The 15,582-nt window shown below is 73.1% G+C and carries 12 protein-coding genes; 2 read left to right on the plus strand and 10 right to left on the minus strand.

Translation table 11 applies throughout. The annotated features are described in order from the left end of the window. Positions 1-32: 32 nt before the first annotated feature. Together ACFFF6_RS12225 and ACFFF6_RS12230 are read right to left on the minus strand one after the other, a co-directional pair. On the minus strand, positions 33-1,133 hold the full coding sequence (locus ACFFF6_RS12225; protein ID WP_376981083.1) for a TlpA family protein disulfide reductase: 1,101 nt from the start codon (positions 1,131-1,133) through the stop codon (positions 33-35). After that, a complete protein-coding gene (locus ACFFF6_RS12230; RefSeq protein WP_376981085.1) occupies positions 1,130-1,696 on the minus strand; it encodes an arsenate reductase/protein-tyrosine-phosphatase family protein in 567 nt (188 codons plus the stop codon). Before ACFFF6_RS12230 ends, ACFFF6_RS12225 begins: the two co-directional genes overlap by 4 nt. A gap of 457 nt (positions 1,697-2,153) precedes the next feature. On the opposite strand from ACFFF6_RS12230, the gene ACFFF6_RS12235 reads away from it, so the two are divergent. Further along, positions 2,154-3,785: a choice-of-anchor G family protein gene (locus ACFFF6_RS12235; protein WP_376981087.1), complete on the plus strand. Its 1,632-nt coding sequence runs from the start codon at positions 2,154-2,156 to the stop codon at positions 3,783-3,785. Between the two features lie 438 nt (positions 3,786-4,223). Here ACFFF6_RS12235 and ACFFF6_RS12240 read toward each other — a convergent pair whose 3' ends face one another. Next, on the minus strand, positions 4,224-4,847 hold the full coding sequence (locus ACFFF6_RS12240) for a hypothetical protein (protein ID WP_376981089.1): 624 nt from the start codon (positions 4,845-4,847) through the stop codon (positions 4,224-4,226). Between the two features lie 244 nt (positions 4,848-5,091). Here ACFFF6_RS12240 and ACFFF6_RS12245 point away from each other — a divergent pair, with 244 nt between their 5' ends. Further along, complete coding sequence (locus ACFFF6_RS12245) at positions 5,092-5,610, plus strand: hypothetical protein (RefSeq protein ID WP_376981091.1); 519 nt, start codon at positions 5,092-5,094, stop codon at positions 5,608-5,610. Between the two features lie 11 nt (positions 5,611-5,621). On the opposite strand, the gene ACFFF6_RS12250 is transcribed toward ACFFF6_RS12245, so the two are convergent. From ACFFF6_RS12250 to ACFFF6_RS12280, 7 genes are read right to left on the minus strand one after another with little or no spacing between them, the layout of a single operon-like run. Next, complete coding sequence (locus tag ACFFF6_RS12250; protein ID WP_376981093.1) at positions 5,622-6,281, minus strand: response regulator transcription factor; 660 nt, start codon at positions 6,279-6,281, stop codon at positions 5,622-5,624. After that, on the minus strand, positions 6,266-7,780 hold the full coding sequence (locus ACFFF6_RS12255) for a sensor histidine kinase (protein ID WP_376981096.1): 1,515 nt from the start codon (positions 7,778-7,780) through the stop codon (positions 6,266-6,268). The genes ACFFF6_RS12250 and ACFFF6_RS12255 overlap by 16 nt, the downstream gene beginning before the upstream one ends. Next, on the minus strand, positions 7,777-8,820 hold the full coding sequence (locus tag ACFFF6_RS12260) for an aminoglycoside phosphotransferase family protein (protein ID WP_376981098.1): 1,044 nt from the start codon (positions 8,818-8,820) through the stop codon (positions 7,777-7,779). The genes ACFFF6_RS12255 and ACFFF6_RS12260 overlap by 4 nt, the downstream gene beginning before the upstream one ends. Then, positions 8,817-9,965: a phosphotransferase family protein gene (locus tag ACFFF6_RS12265; protein ID WP_376981100.1), complete on the minus strand. Its 1,149-nt coding sequence runs from the start codon at positions 9,963-9,965 to the stop codon at positions 8,817-8,819. Before ACFFF6_RS12265 ends, ACFFF6_RS12260 begins: the two co-directional genes overlap by 4 nt. Then, positions 9,962-11,716 (minus strand): ABC transporter ATP-binding protein, encoded by a 1,755-nt coding sequence (locus ACFFF6_RS12270; protein ID WP_376981102.1) that lies wholly within the window; start codon positions 11,714-11,716, stop codon positions 9,962-9,964. Before ACFFF6_RS12270 ends, ACFFF6_RS12265 begins: the two co-directional genes overlap by 4 nt. Then, on the minus strand, positions 11,713-14,253 hold the full coding sequence (locus ACFFF6_RS12275; protein ID WP_376981103.1) for a glycosyltransferase: 2,541 nt from the start codon (positions 14,251-14,253) through the stop codon (positions 11,713-11,715). The genes ACFFF6_RS12270 and ACFFF6_RS12275 overlap by 4 nt, the downstream gene beginning before the upstream one ends. Further along, positions 14,243-15,400 carry a glycosyltransferase family protein gene (locus ACFFF6_RS12280; protein ID WP_376981105.1) on the minus strand — a complete coding sequence of 386 codons (1,158 nt, stop codon included), beginning with the start codon at positions 15,398-15,400 and terminating at the stop codon, positions 14,243-14,245. Before ACFFF6_RS12280 ends, ACFFF6_RS12275 begins: the two co-directional genes overlap by 11 nt. Between the last annotated feature and the right edge of the window lie 182 nt (positions 15,401-15,582).

The raw sequence follows: 15,582 nt of genomic DNA on the forward strand, positions 1-15,582 counted from the left end.
CGTTCGAGCCCCGGTCTCCGGGAGCGCCGACCTCAGACGGGCAGCTCGCCGTTCTCGCGGGCCTCGGCCAGCTGCTCGATGATCTCCTCGACGAAGTCGATCACGTCGTTGCCGCCGCGGACCGGCCCGCCGGCGAGCATGCCGTCGGCGCCGAGGAGCACCGCCGAGGGGGTGTGCCGCGCCTCGAAGGCGTCCATGAGGTTGCGGTCGATGTCCAGGCTGGCGGTGTCTCCGGCGCGTTCGAGCACGTTCTCCGGCAGCTCCTCCGGGTCGCGGCGGAAGAGGGTGCGGATGCTCATGACGTCGCCGAGCTGCTCCTGCCAGCCGGCCACGGCGGACAGGACGCGTTCGCAGGGGCCGCAGCCGGGCTGCAGCCAGATCAGCAGGGCGGCCCGCTCCCGGGTGAGGGTCGCGAGCGTGATGGGCTCCTGCCCACGGGGGCGGAGCATGCCGAAGGGCGTCGCGCTGCGCTCGTACTCGAGCTCCTCCTGCGCGTCCGCGGCGTCCTCGGGCTCCGGGGCCGGCGCCGCCTGCGCAGACTCGCTGCGGGGTGCATGGGGCGGACGGGGCCGATGCGCGCTCCCGCGCGCCGGGGCGGGCGCGGGATCCGTCGTGGCGGCCCGCGAGGTCCCGAGGGTCAGGAGCGTCAGGCCGATGGCGAGTCCGAGCGCGAGGGCGAGGCTCAGCAGGGCCGGCCCGTCCAGGCGGACCACGGCCGCCGTCCGCCCGGTGACCGCGGCGATCAGGGCGAGGGCGGCGAGGAACACGAGCACGGCGTTGCGGCCCAGCGTCGCCGGGGAGACCGTGGGCGAGCCCAGCTTCCCGAAGCAGGAGCAGGTCACGGCCTCGCCGAAGGTCAGTGCGCGCGCGATGATCACGAGATAGGAGACGACGAGCGCGAGCGTCGCCGTCGCGAGCACGCCCTGGAGCACGGGGACGGGGATCCAGATGCCGAGGGCGAGGACGATCTCGGTGATCGGCAGCGCGGCGGCGGCGCGTGCGTGCAGGGCGCGGGCGGGCAGGCGCAGTGAGGTCATCGCATCGACGGTGGCTGTGCGGTCCTGGAGCTTCGCCAGGCCGCTGACCAGGAGGGTGAGGGAGACCAGCAGCTGGGCCGTCATCAGCAGGATCATCGCCGGGGTGCCTCCGGGGCGCGACGCTGCAGCAGGTCGGCGAGCTGTGCAACGAGGTCGTCGATCATCTGCGCGGACCGGGCGGCGGTCTCCGGGGAGCGGCGGTACGGGTCCGGCACGTTCCGCCCCGCGGGGTGGGACCGGCGCGACCAGTCGGCGACCCTCTCGCGCGTGAGCGGTGCGCCCCCGGTGAGGGAGAGGAGCTCCGGGACATGGCCCAGCTGTCCGGTGCGGCGGGCGGCGGCAGGGTTCTCCTCCAGGATCAGAGCACGCTGACGATCGGACATGGTCAGCACGAGGTCGGCCTCGAGGTCCTCGATCTCCAGCTGCCGGGAGCGGAAGCCCGCGCTCGAGACGCCGCGCAGGGACAGCTGTCCGGCCATCTGCTGCTCCATCTCGCTGTCGACGAGGGCGTAGGTCCCGCGGCTGGCGACGGCGAGACCGGCGACCTGCGTGCGCAGGAGCAGCTCGGCGAAGGGGGAGCGGCACACGTTGCCCGTGCAGACGAACAGCACGCTGCGCACGGGGCCGTCCGCGGAGGCCGGGGTGGAGAACACGGTCATGTGTCCAGAGTAGTGGCCGGGGAGCAGGGTGGCGGGGGCGGGCGGGGTGAGAGGAGGGCGGCAACTCCGGACGATGTTTTCTCGGTCTAGTGTAAGAAAAATGCGGGGAGCTCCCCGCGTCACGCCAGGAGTAGTTATTTGGACGACCGTCCGGGAAATATCTGGAAAGCTACTCCCGGGTATCGACGAGGCGTGTGGCGATACTCCCCAGTAATGTCACGAAACGGTGACATCCACTTCTTGTCGTCATGAAGTGATGCGTGTTCCTGCAGGGAGTGCCATGATCGGGGAGGGTGTCGCGCCGAGCGACCCGGCGCGCGATGGTCCAGCAGCATCGGTGCGTAGGGCGGCGGGTCGTGAACTGGATGCGCGCCAGGACTGCGCCGGCGAATGTCGACTCGGTCCCGACAGTTTTCATTTACCGCAGCTTCCTCCTCGCTTCCAGAAAGAGGCCCCGATGAGCACCGGAGTCACTCCCGACCTCGAGCAGCCCTCCCGCAGCTTCCGTCCCTCACGCCGTGCGCTCGTGAAGGGCGCCGCCTGGGCCGCGCCGGCAGCAGCGGCCGTCTCCGTCGGAGCTCCGGCGTTCGCGGTCTCGGCCACCTGTGCCGCCAAGAACCTCCTGGAGAACGCGCAGGCTCGCGGGATCCTCCTGAGCGGTCACCTCCTGAACCTCGACCTCGCCACCGTGGCCGAGCTCAAGTCCGCCCATGCACAGACCAACACGACCACCCCGTGGGACGTCGACCAGGCCGGGATCGCCGTCGGCGCCCTGGGGAACTTCCTGAACATCGACCTCACGGGCACGGGCATCCTCGTCTCCGACATCCTGACGGGCCTCACGAACGTGGACGCCGGGGCCCTCAACCAGTTCGGCTATGCCGACAGCGACTCCGCGGACGACAACAGCGCGAGCGGCGGCTTCAACGGCACCAACTCGGGCGAGCTCGGCGCCTCCGGCACGATCAACGACGCGACTGGCGCCGTGAACTTCTCGGAGGGCGACACGGGCGCTCCCAGCGTCGGCAACATCAACCTCAAGACCATCCTCGAGCAGATCGCGGGCGGCCCGGCGGCTGACCTGGTGAGCCAGGTCGCGGAGCTCAACCTCGACATCGGCGCGCTCTTCGGCCGGGCCTTCATGGACTACGAGTGCAGCACGAACAACGAGGACGTCTTCGTCCTCGAGCGCGACTACCTGATCGCCTACCTGAAGCTCATCCTGAAGTCGGATGTCCTCGGCGGGGTGCTCACGACCCTGACGGACGGCCTCGACAGCACCATCAACATCGACCTGAACGCCCTCAAGGACGCCCTCAAGAGCGTTCCGATCCTCGGCCCGCTCATCACGAACCTCGTGAACATCAGCGGCTCTGCGACGGTGGATGTCAACACGGGTCAGCTGGATGACCAGCCCATCCCTGATGATCCGAATGCCGCGCTCCAGCTCGATCTGGCGGGTACGACGATCACGCTGAACCTCGAGTCGCTCCTCGACGGAGGGATCAACGGGCAGGGTCCGAACACCCGACTCTTCGTCGATGCCCCGCTCGTCGACGGCTCGATCACGAATCTCGTCGACGGCATCGTGGACTCCATCCTCGACCGGATCACCCATATCGCGTCGGTGAACATCGACATCACGCTGAAGACGCTGGTTCTCGAGGTGGCGAGGATCAAGGTCACGGGGAGCCTGGCCGACCTGCTCGACGGTACTGCGCAGGCGACGATCACCGTTGCGGGCGCTGTCCAGGTCGACGCCGCCCTGGTGACCAAGGCGCTGGGCGGGGTCATCTACGACACCCTTGCGGCTCTCTTCAATGGGAGCGGCGTGCTCGCCGGCGTGGTCTCCTCGCTCAACGGCCTTCTCGGTTCGCTGTTCAGCGTCCTGACCGAGGTCCTCGTGATCTACGTGAACGCGCAGAACGCACCGGTGGGCGGCGTCGGCCCGGTGCCGTCGGCGTACTCCGGTCTTCCGGAGGGGCGCTACGACGTTGCCGCGCTGCACCTGGCCGTCCTCGACGTCCTTGACCTGCTGGACCTGTCGCTCGCCCGCGGCTCGGTCGGGGAGAACACGCCCCAGGCCTGAGCAAGATACCGCAGCGCTCAGGACGAAGCCCCGTCGCACGCGACGGGGCTTCGTCGCGTCCGGCGGTCCGACGGCGGCTCGTCCTCGATGTGCTGCACATCGTGGGTCATGGGCGTGGTGCGCGCTTCTCCTCCTTCGTCGCCCGGACACCGCCGAGGTCGGGGTCCCTCGTGGCCACCTCCTCCGGCTTCCGGACGAAGGACATCGAGACCTCCCCGGCACCCTTCGGGACCACCGCGACGACCTCCGCAGGATCCTCCGCCCGGGCCCCCTCGATATGGTCGCGGCCACAGGGGAACGGAATGGCGGGCCGATTCCATGCGCGGTTCTTCCGCGTCCGGGGCAGTGCCCGCCGGGGCCGGAGGCGGCATGGCCATGAATCTCGTGACGGTGCATCCCGGGATTCTCGATGAGGGTCGGGAATCCCGGGATTCCGGATCAGCAGGCGCTGTTCGGCGACGAATCCGGGCTGTACGCGGAACCGACGTTCTTCACCGTGCAGTCCGTGGCGTCGATCCAGCGCCAGCTCACGTACTGCGGCACATTGCTGCTGTTGCCGGAGAGGCCCCCGGTGATCACCCAGAAGGAGAGCGTCTGCCCCGGCTGGATGCACACGGACCGAGAGGCGTTGACGGTCGTGCCCCCGGCATTCTGGCAGGGAAGCGGACTGCATGCGGGGACGGAGCCGGTGCTGCAGGACAGCTGCGCCCCGGCAGAGTAGGTCCTGCCCACGCTGGAGACGCCGTCCGAGGCCCCATCCGTGCCGCTCGAGCTCGTGACGCCCAGCCGGTAGTCCAGGAACTCGACGATGAAGGGATGGGCCGTCGGGTTCGTGATCGTGACAGGCGTCGCGTACGAGTCCTTCGGCATGCATGCCTTGTTCGTGCAGCTGTTCCCGGGGTTCTTGACTCCATGGGCGAAATCGAAGGCCGGGTCCGCGGGGACCGTCGGATCGGTGGAGGACGCGATCGCCGGAGCAGCGATCGCCATCGTCATGGCGGGCGCAGTCCACGCGATTCCCTTCGCGAGGGAGCGACGGGAGATCTTTCGCATGCTGTTCATTCGGGTGATCTTCTCTTCACATTCTGATGTGGATTGTGGGAATGCGCATTTGGCGTCCCGCGGCTGGTGACGAGAAGAGATTAGGAAAGGGTGTTCCTCGGGCCCGGGGCGCGGATCGGGGGACGCCGGGGGTGGGACGGAGGTGCAGGGCGCCCTGATCTCCGCGGCCGGGAGCCTGAGGGCGATGAGAGGACTCTCATCGCGCAGACCTGGCATCCGCCGCCGGATCGGGGAGGATGGAGGCATGGCGGGACGAGGACGATGGATCGTGGTCGGCGGAGCGACGGCGCTCGCCCTCGCCCCGGTGGGGCTGATCCTCGACTCCCTCAGCGGCGAGGACCGCATCCCCGGCAGCGGGGTCGTCGTGCACACGACTGCGCCCGCAGCCGCCCCCGTCGGCGAGACGATCGCCCGGGCGAGCGCTCGGCCCCACGCCGAGGCGCAGGCCCAGGCAGCACAGGACCTGCAGGTCGAGGTGCCCGCCGGAGCAGGATCCTCTGCCCCCGCGGGAGCGGGCGGATCCACCGATGCGCCCCCGCCCAGCTCGCAGGAGCCCGTCACCGAGGCTCCCGCCGCGACCAGACCCCCCGCCGCGCAGTCCCCGGCGCAGTCCCCGGACCGGGTGGCCCCGCCCGGGGCCGTGTCCCCGGCGACCCCGCTTCCCGCGACACCCGAGGACGACGACTCGGACGAGGACGACGTCGACGAGGACGACGCGGCCGACGGCTCCGACCCGGACGACGATCCCGACGACGAGGGCTGACCGCCCGCCCCTCAGCTGCTCAGCCGGTACCCCGCCCCGCGCACGGTCACGATCCGCTCCGCCCCGATCTTCGAGCGCAGGTAGCGCACGTACACGTCGACGACGTTCGAGCCCGGATCGAACTCGTACCCCCACACCTGGGACAGCAGCTGCTCGCGGCTCAGCACCTGGCCCGGATGGCGCATGAAGGCCTCCAGCAGCGCGAACTCCCGCGAGGACAGCTCGAGCGAGCGCCCGTCGACCTCCACGATCCGGGTGCGCAGATCCAGCGCCAGGTCCTCGGTCCTCAGCTGCATGCCATCGGGCTGCACCGGGTCCCGCAGACGCAGCCGCACCCGCGCCAGCAGCTCCTCGAAGCGGAAGGGCTTGGCCATGTAGTCATCGGCCCCGCCCTCGAGCCCGGAGACGGTGTCCGTGACCGAATCCCGCGCCGTGAGGATGATGACGGGCAGGACGGAGCCCTGCCCCCGCAGCGCCTCGAGGACCGCGAAGCCGTCCATGCCGGGCAGGCCGATGTCGAGGATCAGCAGGTCGAAGGTTCCCGTGCCCGCCCGGTGCAGCGCCTCCGGTCCGGTGCGCACCACCGTCGGGGCGTGACCCGCCGCGCGCAGGCCCTTCTCGACGAACGCGGCGATGCGCGGCTCGTCCTCGGCGATCAGGATCGCGGCCATGCGGTCTCCTCCTCAGCGTCCGGAACCACCATAGTGAAGCGGGAGCCGCGTCCGGGAACGCTGTCGAGCTCGATGCTCCCGTCGTGCGCCTCGAGGATCGCGGTGACGATCGCGAGGCCCAGCCCCATCCCCTGCGGATGCTCGACGCCGCCCGCCGGAGAGGTCGCGTGGCGGGCGAAGATGCGGTCCCGTTCGGCGGGGTCGATGCCCGAGCCCTCATCCCGCACCCAGATCCGCAGACTGCCGGCGCGACGCCGCGCACCCAGGGCGATGACCGCCCCGGGCTCCGTGAACCGCAGCGCATTGGAGACGAGCTGGACGAGGGCCTGCTCGATCCGCTGCCGGTCCAGGACCCAGCTGCCCCCGTCGGAGGAGTCCAGCGTCCAGGTCCGCTCGCCGAGTGCCGTCACCCGTTCGAGGACGGAGACGAGCATCTCGTCGACATCGACCTCCGCGGGCCGCACGAAGTCGGGGCGGCGGGACTTGGCCAGCAGCAGCAGGTCGTCGACCAGCCGCTCCATCCGGCCGAGCTCCTCGAGCGTCACCTGCCGGGCATCGCGGACCTCCGCGGGATCCGTGACGTCCATGAGCTCCTGATGCCCCTGGATGATCGTGATCGGGGTGCGCAGCTCGTGGCCCACATCGTCGAGGAAGCGGCGCTGCGAGTCGAAGGACGTCGCCAGCCGGTCGAGCATCGCGTTCATGGTGCGGCCCAGGTCGGAGACCTCGTCGCGGCTGGACAGCTGGTCGGCGGGGATGCGGTCGCCCAGGTCCGCCTCGGAGATCCGCTGCGCGGTCGTGCGCAGCGCCCGCAGCGGCGCGAGCACCCGTCCGACGACGCCGTGGCCCACGAGGCCCAGCAGCAGGAGCGTCGCCGCCGCGACCCCGGCATAGGCGAGATAGGCGCGGTTCAGGGAGTCGAAGGCGGTGGTCATGTCGACCGCGGTCACGTAGTGGCCCAGCTCGGAGGAGCCCTCGAGCTGGACGGGCACGGAGATGTAGGCGAGATCGCGGTGGCTCGGGGTGCTGATCCGGTACACGCCGGGGGACTGCCCGGGGGCGACCGAGGCCGCGGCGGCGATGAGCTCAGCGTCCTGCTCGATCGACCGCTGGTATCCCGGGTCGTCGGAACCGGGGACCCAGCGGACCCGGCCGTCGATGATGCCGAGGACCGCCTCGTCGTCATTGGGATATGTCGTCTTGATCGAGTACTGCAGCAGGTCCGAGAGGGTCGTGATCGACAGGCCGGTGCCCTCCTCGGTGGCCACCCGGGTGCTCGAGCGGAACTCCTCGGCCTCCTGCCGCAGCGCCCCGTACACATCGGCCTGCGTTTGCTGGCGGGCGATCAGGTACGAGGTGCCGCCGGCGACGATCATCCCGAGCGCGGCCACGAGAAGCACCGCCTGCAGGATCCGCAGGCGCACGGAGATCCGGGGACGGCGACGCGCCTCCCCGGACTCCTCGAGCATCTCGTCGATCTCCTCCGCACCTCCGTTCACGTGAGCGCGTCCGGATCGCGGAACGCGTACACGGCCCGGAGCCGATGCCGGGTGATCTCCGCGAAGGCGGGGATCGCCTCCCGCACCGGGGCCGGGGCGCGCGCCCCCTCGAGGACGGCCTCGGTCGCCGCGGCGGGGTCGGCCAGCAGCCCCTGCTCCGAGCGCAGCTCCAGGTGGACGAGCAGGTTCGCGAGGTCGAGGGCCGGGTGGCCGAGCGCCGCGAGATCGAAGTCGAGCAGCCCCGCCCGCTCGCCGTCGAGGATCAGCTGGCCGTCATGCAGGTCGCGATGCACGAGCACGGGGGAGCCGAGGACCGGCAGCTCGGGGCGCTCGCGGGGCGGCGCGAGCCCGGTGAAGCGCTCCGCGAGCGTCTGCCAGCGCCGCACGACGGCGAGCTCATCGGCCCCGTCGTGCTCCGCGAGCGTCCCGGGCAGCACCCGCGGGCCCTGCTGCTGCAGCCGCGCGATCATCGCCCCGGCGGTGCGGCAGCCCGCCAACGCCGCGGAGGAGGAGAGGACCGAGGTCAGCGGCGTCCCGGGGACCGCGCGAGTGGTGAGGCTCCCGGTGGCGGGATCGGCGTCGAGGACCTCGGGCGCGCCGACGCCCAGTTGCGCCGCGAGCAGAGCCTGGCTGCGAACCTCCTCCAGCCGGCCGGGCCGTACGAGCTTGAGGAAGCGGTCACCGGCCTGCACGACCGCGCGCCGCTCGGGCCGATGCGCGACCAGGCGCCGGCCCGGTGCGGCGAGGAGCTCCGCGAGCGGGCGCAGGCGCCGGTCGGCTCCGGCGCGCTGCAGCACGATCCGTCCGGCCCGCTCCGCCCCGGGGGTCGCCTCGGCGATCGCCCGCGCCCGCTCGGGATCGGAGAACCACTGCCCGGCGACGGCGGATCCCGCCGGGTCCCGCAGGTCCAGCAGCAGATGATCGGCCGAGCGCGGCCAGGCCCGGGGAAGGGTCCAGCCCTCCTCCCGCAGCGGGGCGAAGCCCGGAGGGAGGAACGGATGCGCGGGCAGCAGCGGCTCTGCGCTCGTGCCGTGGGTCATCGGAGCTCCTCCAGCAGGGTCTCGGTGCGGTCCAGACGAGCCCGCATGAGGGCAGGCCATCCCGGCAGCGCCCGCCGGAAGGGCTCCGCGGCCCGGACGAAGCAGGCCCGTGCCCGTGCAGCGCTCAGACCGCGGGGGAGCGGTGCCCTCCGCTCATATCCTTCCAGGAGCGCCGCTCGCAGGGGCTCAGGAAGACCGGGCCCGTCCCCGCCGTCGTCGAGCCCGGCGGCATCGGCCTCGGCGAGATCCCGGGCCGGGGATCCCGCACCGCTGCGGTCCCAGTCCAGCAGGGCGATGCCCGGGGCCCGTTCGTTCCCGAGGAGGACCTGGTCGGCGGAGAGGTCCCCGTGGCACCACACGACCCTCCCCTCGTCCGTGCGGGAACGCTCGAGATGCTCGAGCCGTGCGGCCAGTCGGGCCAGGCGCCGGTGCTCGTCCGGGAGCAGGCGCAGCAGCTGGCGGTGCGCCGCGACGATCCCGGTGCGGCCCGTCGCGGCGCGTGCCGGGGCCGGGCGCGCGTGCCAGCGCGCCAGGGCCTCGCCCAGGGCGCGCATCGCCTCCCGCCGCTCCGCGGCATCGACCGCGGCATCGAGGAGAGGCCGGCCGGACAGGTGCTCGGTCGCCATGCAGGATCGCCGCGCATCGAGATCGAGGACGCGCGGGATCCGGAAAGGCGCGTCCTCGGGACCTGGCCAACGGGCCGCGGTGCCGGGGAGCAGACCCTTCCGGTACAGCCGCAGGACGGGGCCGGCGGGGGAGGATCCCGGCTCCGCGACCCGGCCCACCCAGCGGCGCTGCGGCTTGTAGGCGAGGACCTGCGTCGCCTCGCCGGGCAGCCGCCGCAGCCCCGGCAGATCGCGGTCCGCGGCGGGCCGGGCGAGGACCGCGCGACGGCCGGGGTCGTGCCGGAGGACACCGCCCTCCGGCGCCCGGGAGACGAGCTTGTCGACCTTGGCCCTCGCGGGGGGCGCCGCGCAGAGCAGGAATCCGGGACCGAGCGGGGTGAGGACCCCCGCGACGAGGCTCGTGCCGGGCTTCCATCGCAGGTAGCCGATATCCAGGACCGTCTCGGCATCGGCCAGCAGGGCGATCCCCGGCAGGGCGGGGTCGAGGGCCTGCAGGAGGGCGAGGTCCTCCGGCGTCATGCCCGGGCCCCGGGAAGGACCCGCGCCGGGCTCCCGTCGGCGACGACCCTGCCGTCCACGAGGCGGATCACCCGCTCGGCATCGGCCGCGGTCTCCATGTCATGCGTGATCACGAGCGTGGTCCGGCCCTCCGTGAGCCGGCCGAGCGCCTCGACGACCTCCGCCTCCGTCTCCGGGTCCAGGCCCGCGAGCGCCTCGTCGAGCACGATGATCGGGGCGTCGCGGATCGCGGCCCGGGCGATCGCGATGCGCTGCCGCTGCCCGCCCGACAGGCCGACGCCCCGGTCCGAGAGCACCGTCGCGTAGCCCTCGGGCAGGGAGCGGATGAAGCCGTCGGCCCCCGCGACGCGTGCCGCCGCGACGATCTCCGCCTCGCCGACCTCCCGGCCCGCGCCGTAGGCGATGTTCTCCGCGATGCTCGTGGCGAACAGCGGCGACTCCTGCAGCACGATCGCGATCTGAGCCCGCACCGAGTCGAGGGTGAGGTCGCGCAGGTCGTGCCCGTCCAGGAGCACGCGGCCGCTGTCAGGGTCGCGCAGCCGCACCAGCAGCCCGGCCAGGGACGACTTCCCCGCCCCCGATTCGCCGATCACCGCGAGGCGCTGCCCCGCCGGGACCGTCAGGTCGATGCCGCGCAGCACGGGGAGCCCGGGCCGGTATCCGAAGCGGACCCCGTCGAAGCGCACGTGGCCGTGCAGCCGCGGCGCCGGCCGCGCCCAGCTCGAGTCGGTGATCTCCGCGGGCTGGTCCAGCACCTCGAGGATCCGCTCGCCCGAGGCGGCGGCCTTGGAGATCCGGCCCGTGTACTTGGCGATGTCGCGCAGCGGGCGGAACGCCGTCTTCAGGTAGGTGAGGAACACGGTGAGCTCGCCGATGGACAGGTCCCCGGCGAGGACCCGATGCGCACCGGCGACCAGGACGATCGCGCTCGCGGCGCCCACCAGCACGTCCGTCGAGCGCTCGAGACCGGCCGACAGACGCTTGGCCTGCACCCCGTCGCGCAGGGCCGTGCTGTTGCCGGCCGCGAAGCGGCCGCGCAGGCGCTCCTGCAGGCCGTAGCTCTGCACCACCGCCATGGAGCCGAGGCTCTCCGTCGCGAGCGAGGCGAGATCCCCCTCGGCCCGGCGCTGCCGGCGCGAGACGCTCACGATCCGGCGGGTCGAGCGCCGCCCCAGCAGCGCGAACAGGGGGAACACGAGCAGGGCCAGCAGGCCCAGCTGCCAGTCCATCACCAGGACCACGACGACCATGCCCACGAGGGTGATGAGGTTCCCGGCCAGCGGCAGCATCGCCGTGACGACGGCGTCCTGCAGCCGGCCCACGTCCCCCGTCAGGCGCGTCACCAGGTCGCCGGTGCGGCGCGACTGATGGAAGCGCATCGACAGCACGTTCAGGTGGTCGTAGAGCTCGGCCCGCACCTGCGTGAGCACCCGGTTCCCGGCGAGCGCGAACATCACCGTCATCGCGTAGGAGGCCGCGGCCCGGGCCGCGACCACCCCCAGCAGCACCGCCCCGGCGCCCAGCAGCATGCCGATCCCCGGTGGGCGTCCGCCCGCCGCGGAGGCGGCGAGGGCGTCGATCACCAGGGCGAGCGGCCACGGCTCGAGCAGGCGCAGCGCGACCTCCGCGAGCAGGGCGAGCAGGCCCAGCAGGAGCAGGCGCCGCTGGGAGCGCAGGTGCGGGCGGAAGCGCCGCACGATCCTGCCCAGCATCGGCAGCGCCTCCCGCATCGGCGGGGTGCGGCGGCTCATCGGACGCCGCCCGCGGCCGCGGCCACCGTCCGGACCGTGCTCCGCGGACCGCCCAGCTCCATGCCGACGGTCGCGAGCGCGCCCTCGACCACGGACCTCCAGGTGTGGCGCGCGAGCGCCGCCTCCCGTGCGGCCCGCCCCAGGTCGGCGCGCAGCGGCGGGTCCGCCCACAGCGCGAGCAGGGCCTCGGCGAGGGCGCCCGCGTCCCCGGGCGGCACCAGGCGGCCGATGCGCCCGTGATCCAGGAGATCCGGGATCTGCCCGATGGTGCTCGCGACCACGGGCAGCCCCGCCGCGAGGTACTCGAACACCTTCAGCGGCGAGAAGTAGTGGTCCTCCGCCGCCGGGTAGGGGGCGCAGGCGACGTCCATCCGCTGCAGATGCGCGGACACCTCCCCGGCCTCGACGGCCCCGGTGAGCTCGAGGGCGATCCCGGCCTCGGCCGCGGCGCGAGCGACCTCTGCGCGCAGCGGGCCGTCCCCCACCACCAGCAGACGGCACTCCTCGCGGGGCAGGCGGGCCATCGCCTCGAGCAGCACGTCCAGGCCGTGCCAGGGCTTGAGGGTGCCCAGGAAGCCGACGGTGAACGGTCCGGGCTCGCGGGGGAGGAGCGCCGGACGGATCCGGTCGGTGTCCACGCCGTTGGGCAGGACCCGCAGCGGCAGCGCCGGATCCTCCGCGACCTCCCGCACCCAGGCGGCCACCGCCTCGCTCACGCACATGATGCCGCGGGCGCACCGGATCGCGCTGCGGGCGACCTCGTACGCCGCCTCCGGGGCGTGCAGCTCCCGATGCCGGGCCTGCTCCGGGATCAGCGGCGAGTTGACCTCGAGGATGCTGGGCACCCCTGCCGCCTCGGCCCAGGCCGTCGCCGTCCGCCCCCACAGGGCGTAGCGCTCGTAGACCAGGTCCGGGCCGATATCCTGCAGGATCTCCGCGACCTGGGCATCGGCGGCACGGGCGCGGCGCTCGCGCACGGCCGCCTCCCCGGAGCCGATCTCCGGCAGCAGGTGCACCGTGCAGCGGCCGGCCAGCTCGCCGGACAGCGGCCCGGGGCGGGGCGTGATCACGTGCACGTCGTGCCCGGCGTCGACGAGGACCTGCAGCACCGACTGCAGATGCACGGAGGCCCCCTTGCTGCCGAAGACGGGGATCCCGGCGTCCGTGCAGACGACGGCGACGCGGCCCGCGTCCCCTGCCGCCCCTCCGGCCCGGGCCGCGGCGCCGACCGGGGGCGCGGCCTCCGCGGAGACGCTGCGCTCGGGCGCATGCAGCTCGGCGAAGAGCGCGCCCACGGCACCTGCCTGCCGGACCGCGTCGAAGTCCGTCTCGACCCTCTCCCGTGCGGCGCCCGCGAGACGGGTCCGCAGCGGGGCGTCGGCCAGCAGGCGGGCGAGGGCATCGGCGAGTGCCGGGGCATCGTCCTCGGGCACCAGCAGACCGGTCCCGCCGTCCTGGATCGCCTCCGGGATCCCGGTGACCGGGGTGCTCACGCAGGGCGTCCCCAGCGCCATCGCCTCGAGGAGCACGGTCGGCAGGCCGTCGCGGTTGCCGTCCTCGCCCACCCGGCACGGGGCGGCGAAGACGGTCGCGCCGGCCACCAGCTCGCGCACCCGGTCCTGGGGGAGCGGGCCCAGCAGGCGGACGCAGGAGTCCAGGCCCAGCGCGGCGATCCGACCGGACAGCGGCTCCGCGAGGGGGCCCGCGCCCGCGATCTCGAGCTCGACGGGGATCCGGCGCTCGCGCAGCAGGCGGGCGGCCTCGACGAGCACGTCGAAGCCCTTCTTCTCCACGAGCCGCCCCACGGAGACGATCCGGGGCGCGGCGGCGCTCTCGTCGCGATCGGCGCGGACGGGGAAGCGCTCGAGCGCGATCCCGTTGTAGATGCGCCGCACCCGGGCGGCATCGGCGCCGAAGGTCTTCCGCAGATGGGCGAGGTTGAAGTCGCTCACCGTGACGACCGCGCGGGCATCGGCGAGCTTCGCCCGCAGATCCTCCGCCTCGACCTCCTCATGGAAGATGTCCTTCGCATGGGCGGTGAAGGTGTACCCGATCCCGGCGAGCGCGGCGGCCAGGCGCGCGACCGACGTCGCGGTCGAGCCGAAGTGGGCATGCAGGTGCGTGATCCCGCGAGCGCGGACGGCCGCGGCGAGATCGAGGGCCTGCGCCGCCTCCCGAGCCCCGTGGCGGGCGAGCTCCGCGAGCACCGCCGGCGGCACCTCCCCGACCTCGGCGAGGAAGCGGTGCAGCGACTGCCAGGGCTGATCCGCGCGCAGCGTCCCCGGATGCAGGTACTCGACGGGGGCGCGCAGGCGCGCGAGGTCCGGGTGGAAGCGGCCGTCCACGGGCAGGCGCAGCGAGAAGACCTCGAGGTCCATCCCCTGCGCCTCGAGCTCGAGCATCTCGGTGAGGATGAACGTCTCCGAGAAGCGGGGGTACATCTTCAGGACGTAGCCGATCCGCATCGGCGGCCGCTCCGGGCCCGGGGACGCCGGCGGCGTCGGGGACGGGTGCGCGGGCGGGACGTCATGCGGCATGGCGGGCCTCCTCGATCAGGTCGGTCGCGCGTCGAGCGACGCGGGGGAGCCCGTCGAGGTCGATCCTCGCGCGGGCGATGCGGTGGACGGCGGGGGCCTCGGCGCGGACGGCCTCGGCGAGCCAGCCCGAGAGCTGGGCCGGGGACAGGGCATCCGGCTCGAGGACGTCCAGCGCGCCGATGCGGGACAGCGCTCGGGCCCGCAGCAGCTGCTCCTGCCGGGGCACGACCCGGGGCACGACGAGAGCGGGCACGTCCGAGGACAGGATCTCCACCGTGCTGTTGAAGCCCCCCATCGACACGACCGCGGCGGCGCCCTGCAGGAACTCCTCCGCGTTGTCGACGAAGTCGTGCACGATCAGGCGGTCGGAAGCGAGGGCGTGCAGCTGGGCGCGCGCCGGCTCCGGCAGGAACGGGCCGGCCAGGAGGATGCCGTCGTGCCCGTCCGGGAGCGGTGCGGCCGCGAAGGCGAGGGCGAGGGCGGCGGCGTCGGCGCCCCCGCCCAGCTGGCACAGGACGTACGGGCGCGCGTGCGGGCGGTCGGCGTCGGAGGGCCAGGTGCCCAGGTATCCCAGCTGGTGGGTGCGCGCGGCGATCCGCGGGCTGAAGCCGTACTCGCGCACCGGGTCGTAGACCGCGGGGTCCCCGTACACCCACACCTCGTCGTACCGGTTCTCGAGGAGACGGGCGGTCCCGTCCCGGCGCCACTCGCGGGCGACCGCGGCCGGGGAGTCGAGGACCTCGCGCAGGCCCAGCACCAGACGGGTCCGTCCGCCGACCGCGTCGAGGGCGGGGAGCAGCTCGCCCTCGAGCCCCGCGGGCACCTTGTCGACCAGCAGCAGCTGCGGGTCGAAGGCGGTCAGCGCCGCAGTCAGGATCGCCCGGCGCAGAGCGAGGACGTCGGCGAGCTGCCCGCCCTGACGGCGGGGCACGTAGCGGCCGGTCGGATCCTTCGTCACCGTCGGCAGGGTGACGAGGTCCAGGCGCGGCGGCAGCGGAAGACGCGCCGCCTCCGGGTTCCCCGCCAGCAGGAGCAGATCGACGTCCTCGCGGCGCGCGGAGATCGCCGCGGCGATCGCGAGCTGGCGCCGGGTATGGCCCAGCCCCACCGTGTCATGCGCGTACAGCGCGATCCGGGACCTGGTCACGGGGACTCCTCGAGCGTCGGCATGCGGCAGGACCGCCGCGAGGACCACTCTGGTCCGTCCCGATGAGGCCCGGATGAGGCCCAGATGAGGACCCTGTCATGAAGCTGGCGCGCAGGTCCCGAGGGAGGAATCGTCGGGGATGAGCCGGGGGAGCCGGCTCGGGTCGAGGAGAGGAAGCCGGG

This window comes from Brachybacterium hainanense (genome assembly GCF_042434575.1).
Classification (GTDB): Bacteria; Actinomycetota; Actinomycetes; order Actinomycetales; family Dermabacteraceae; genus Brachybacterium; species Brachybacterium hainanense.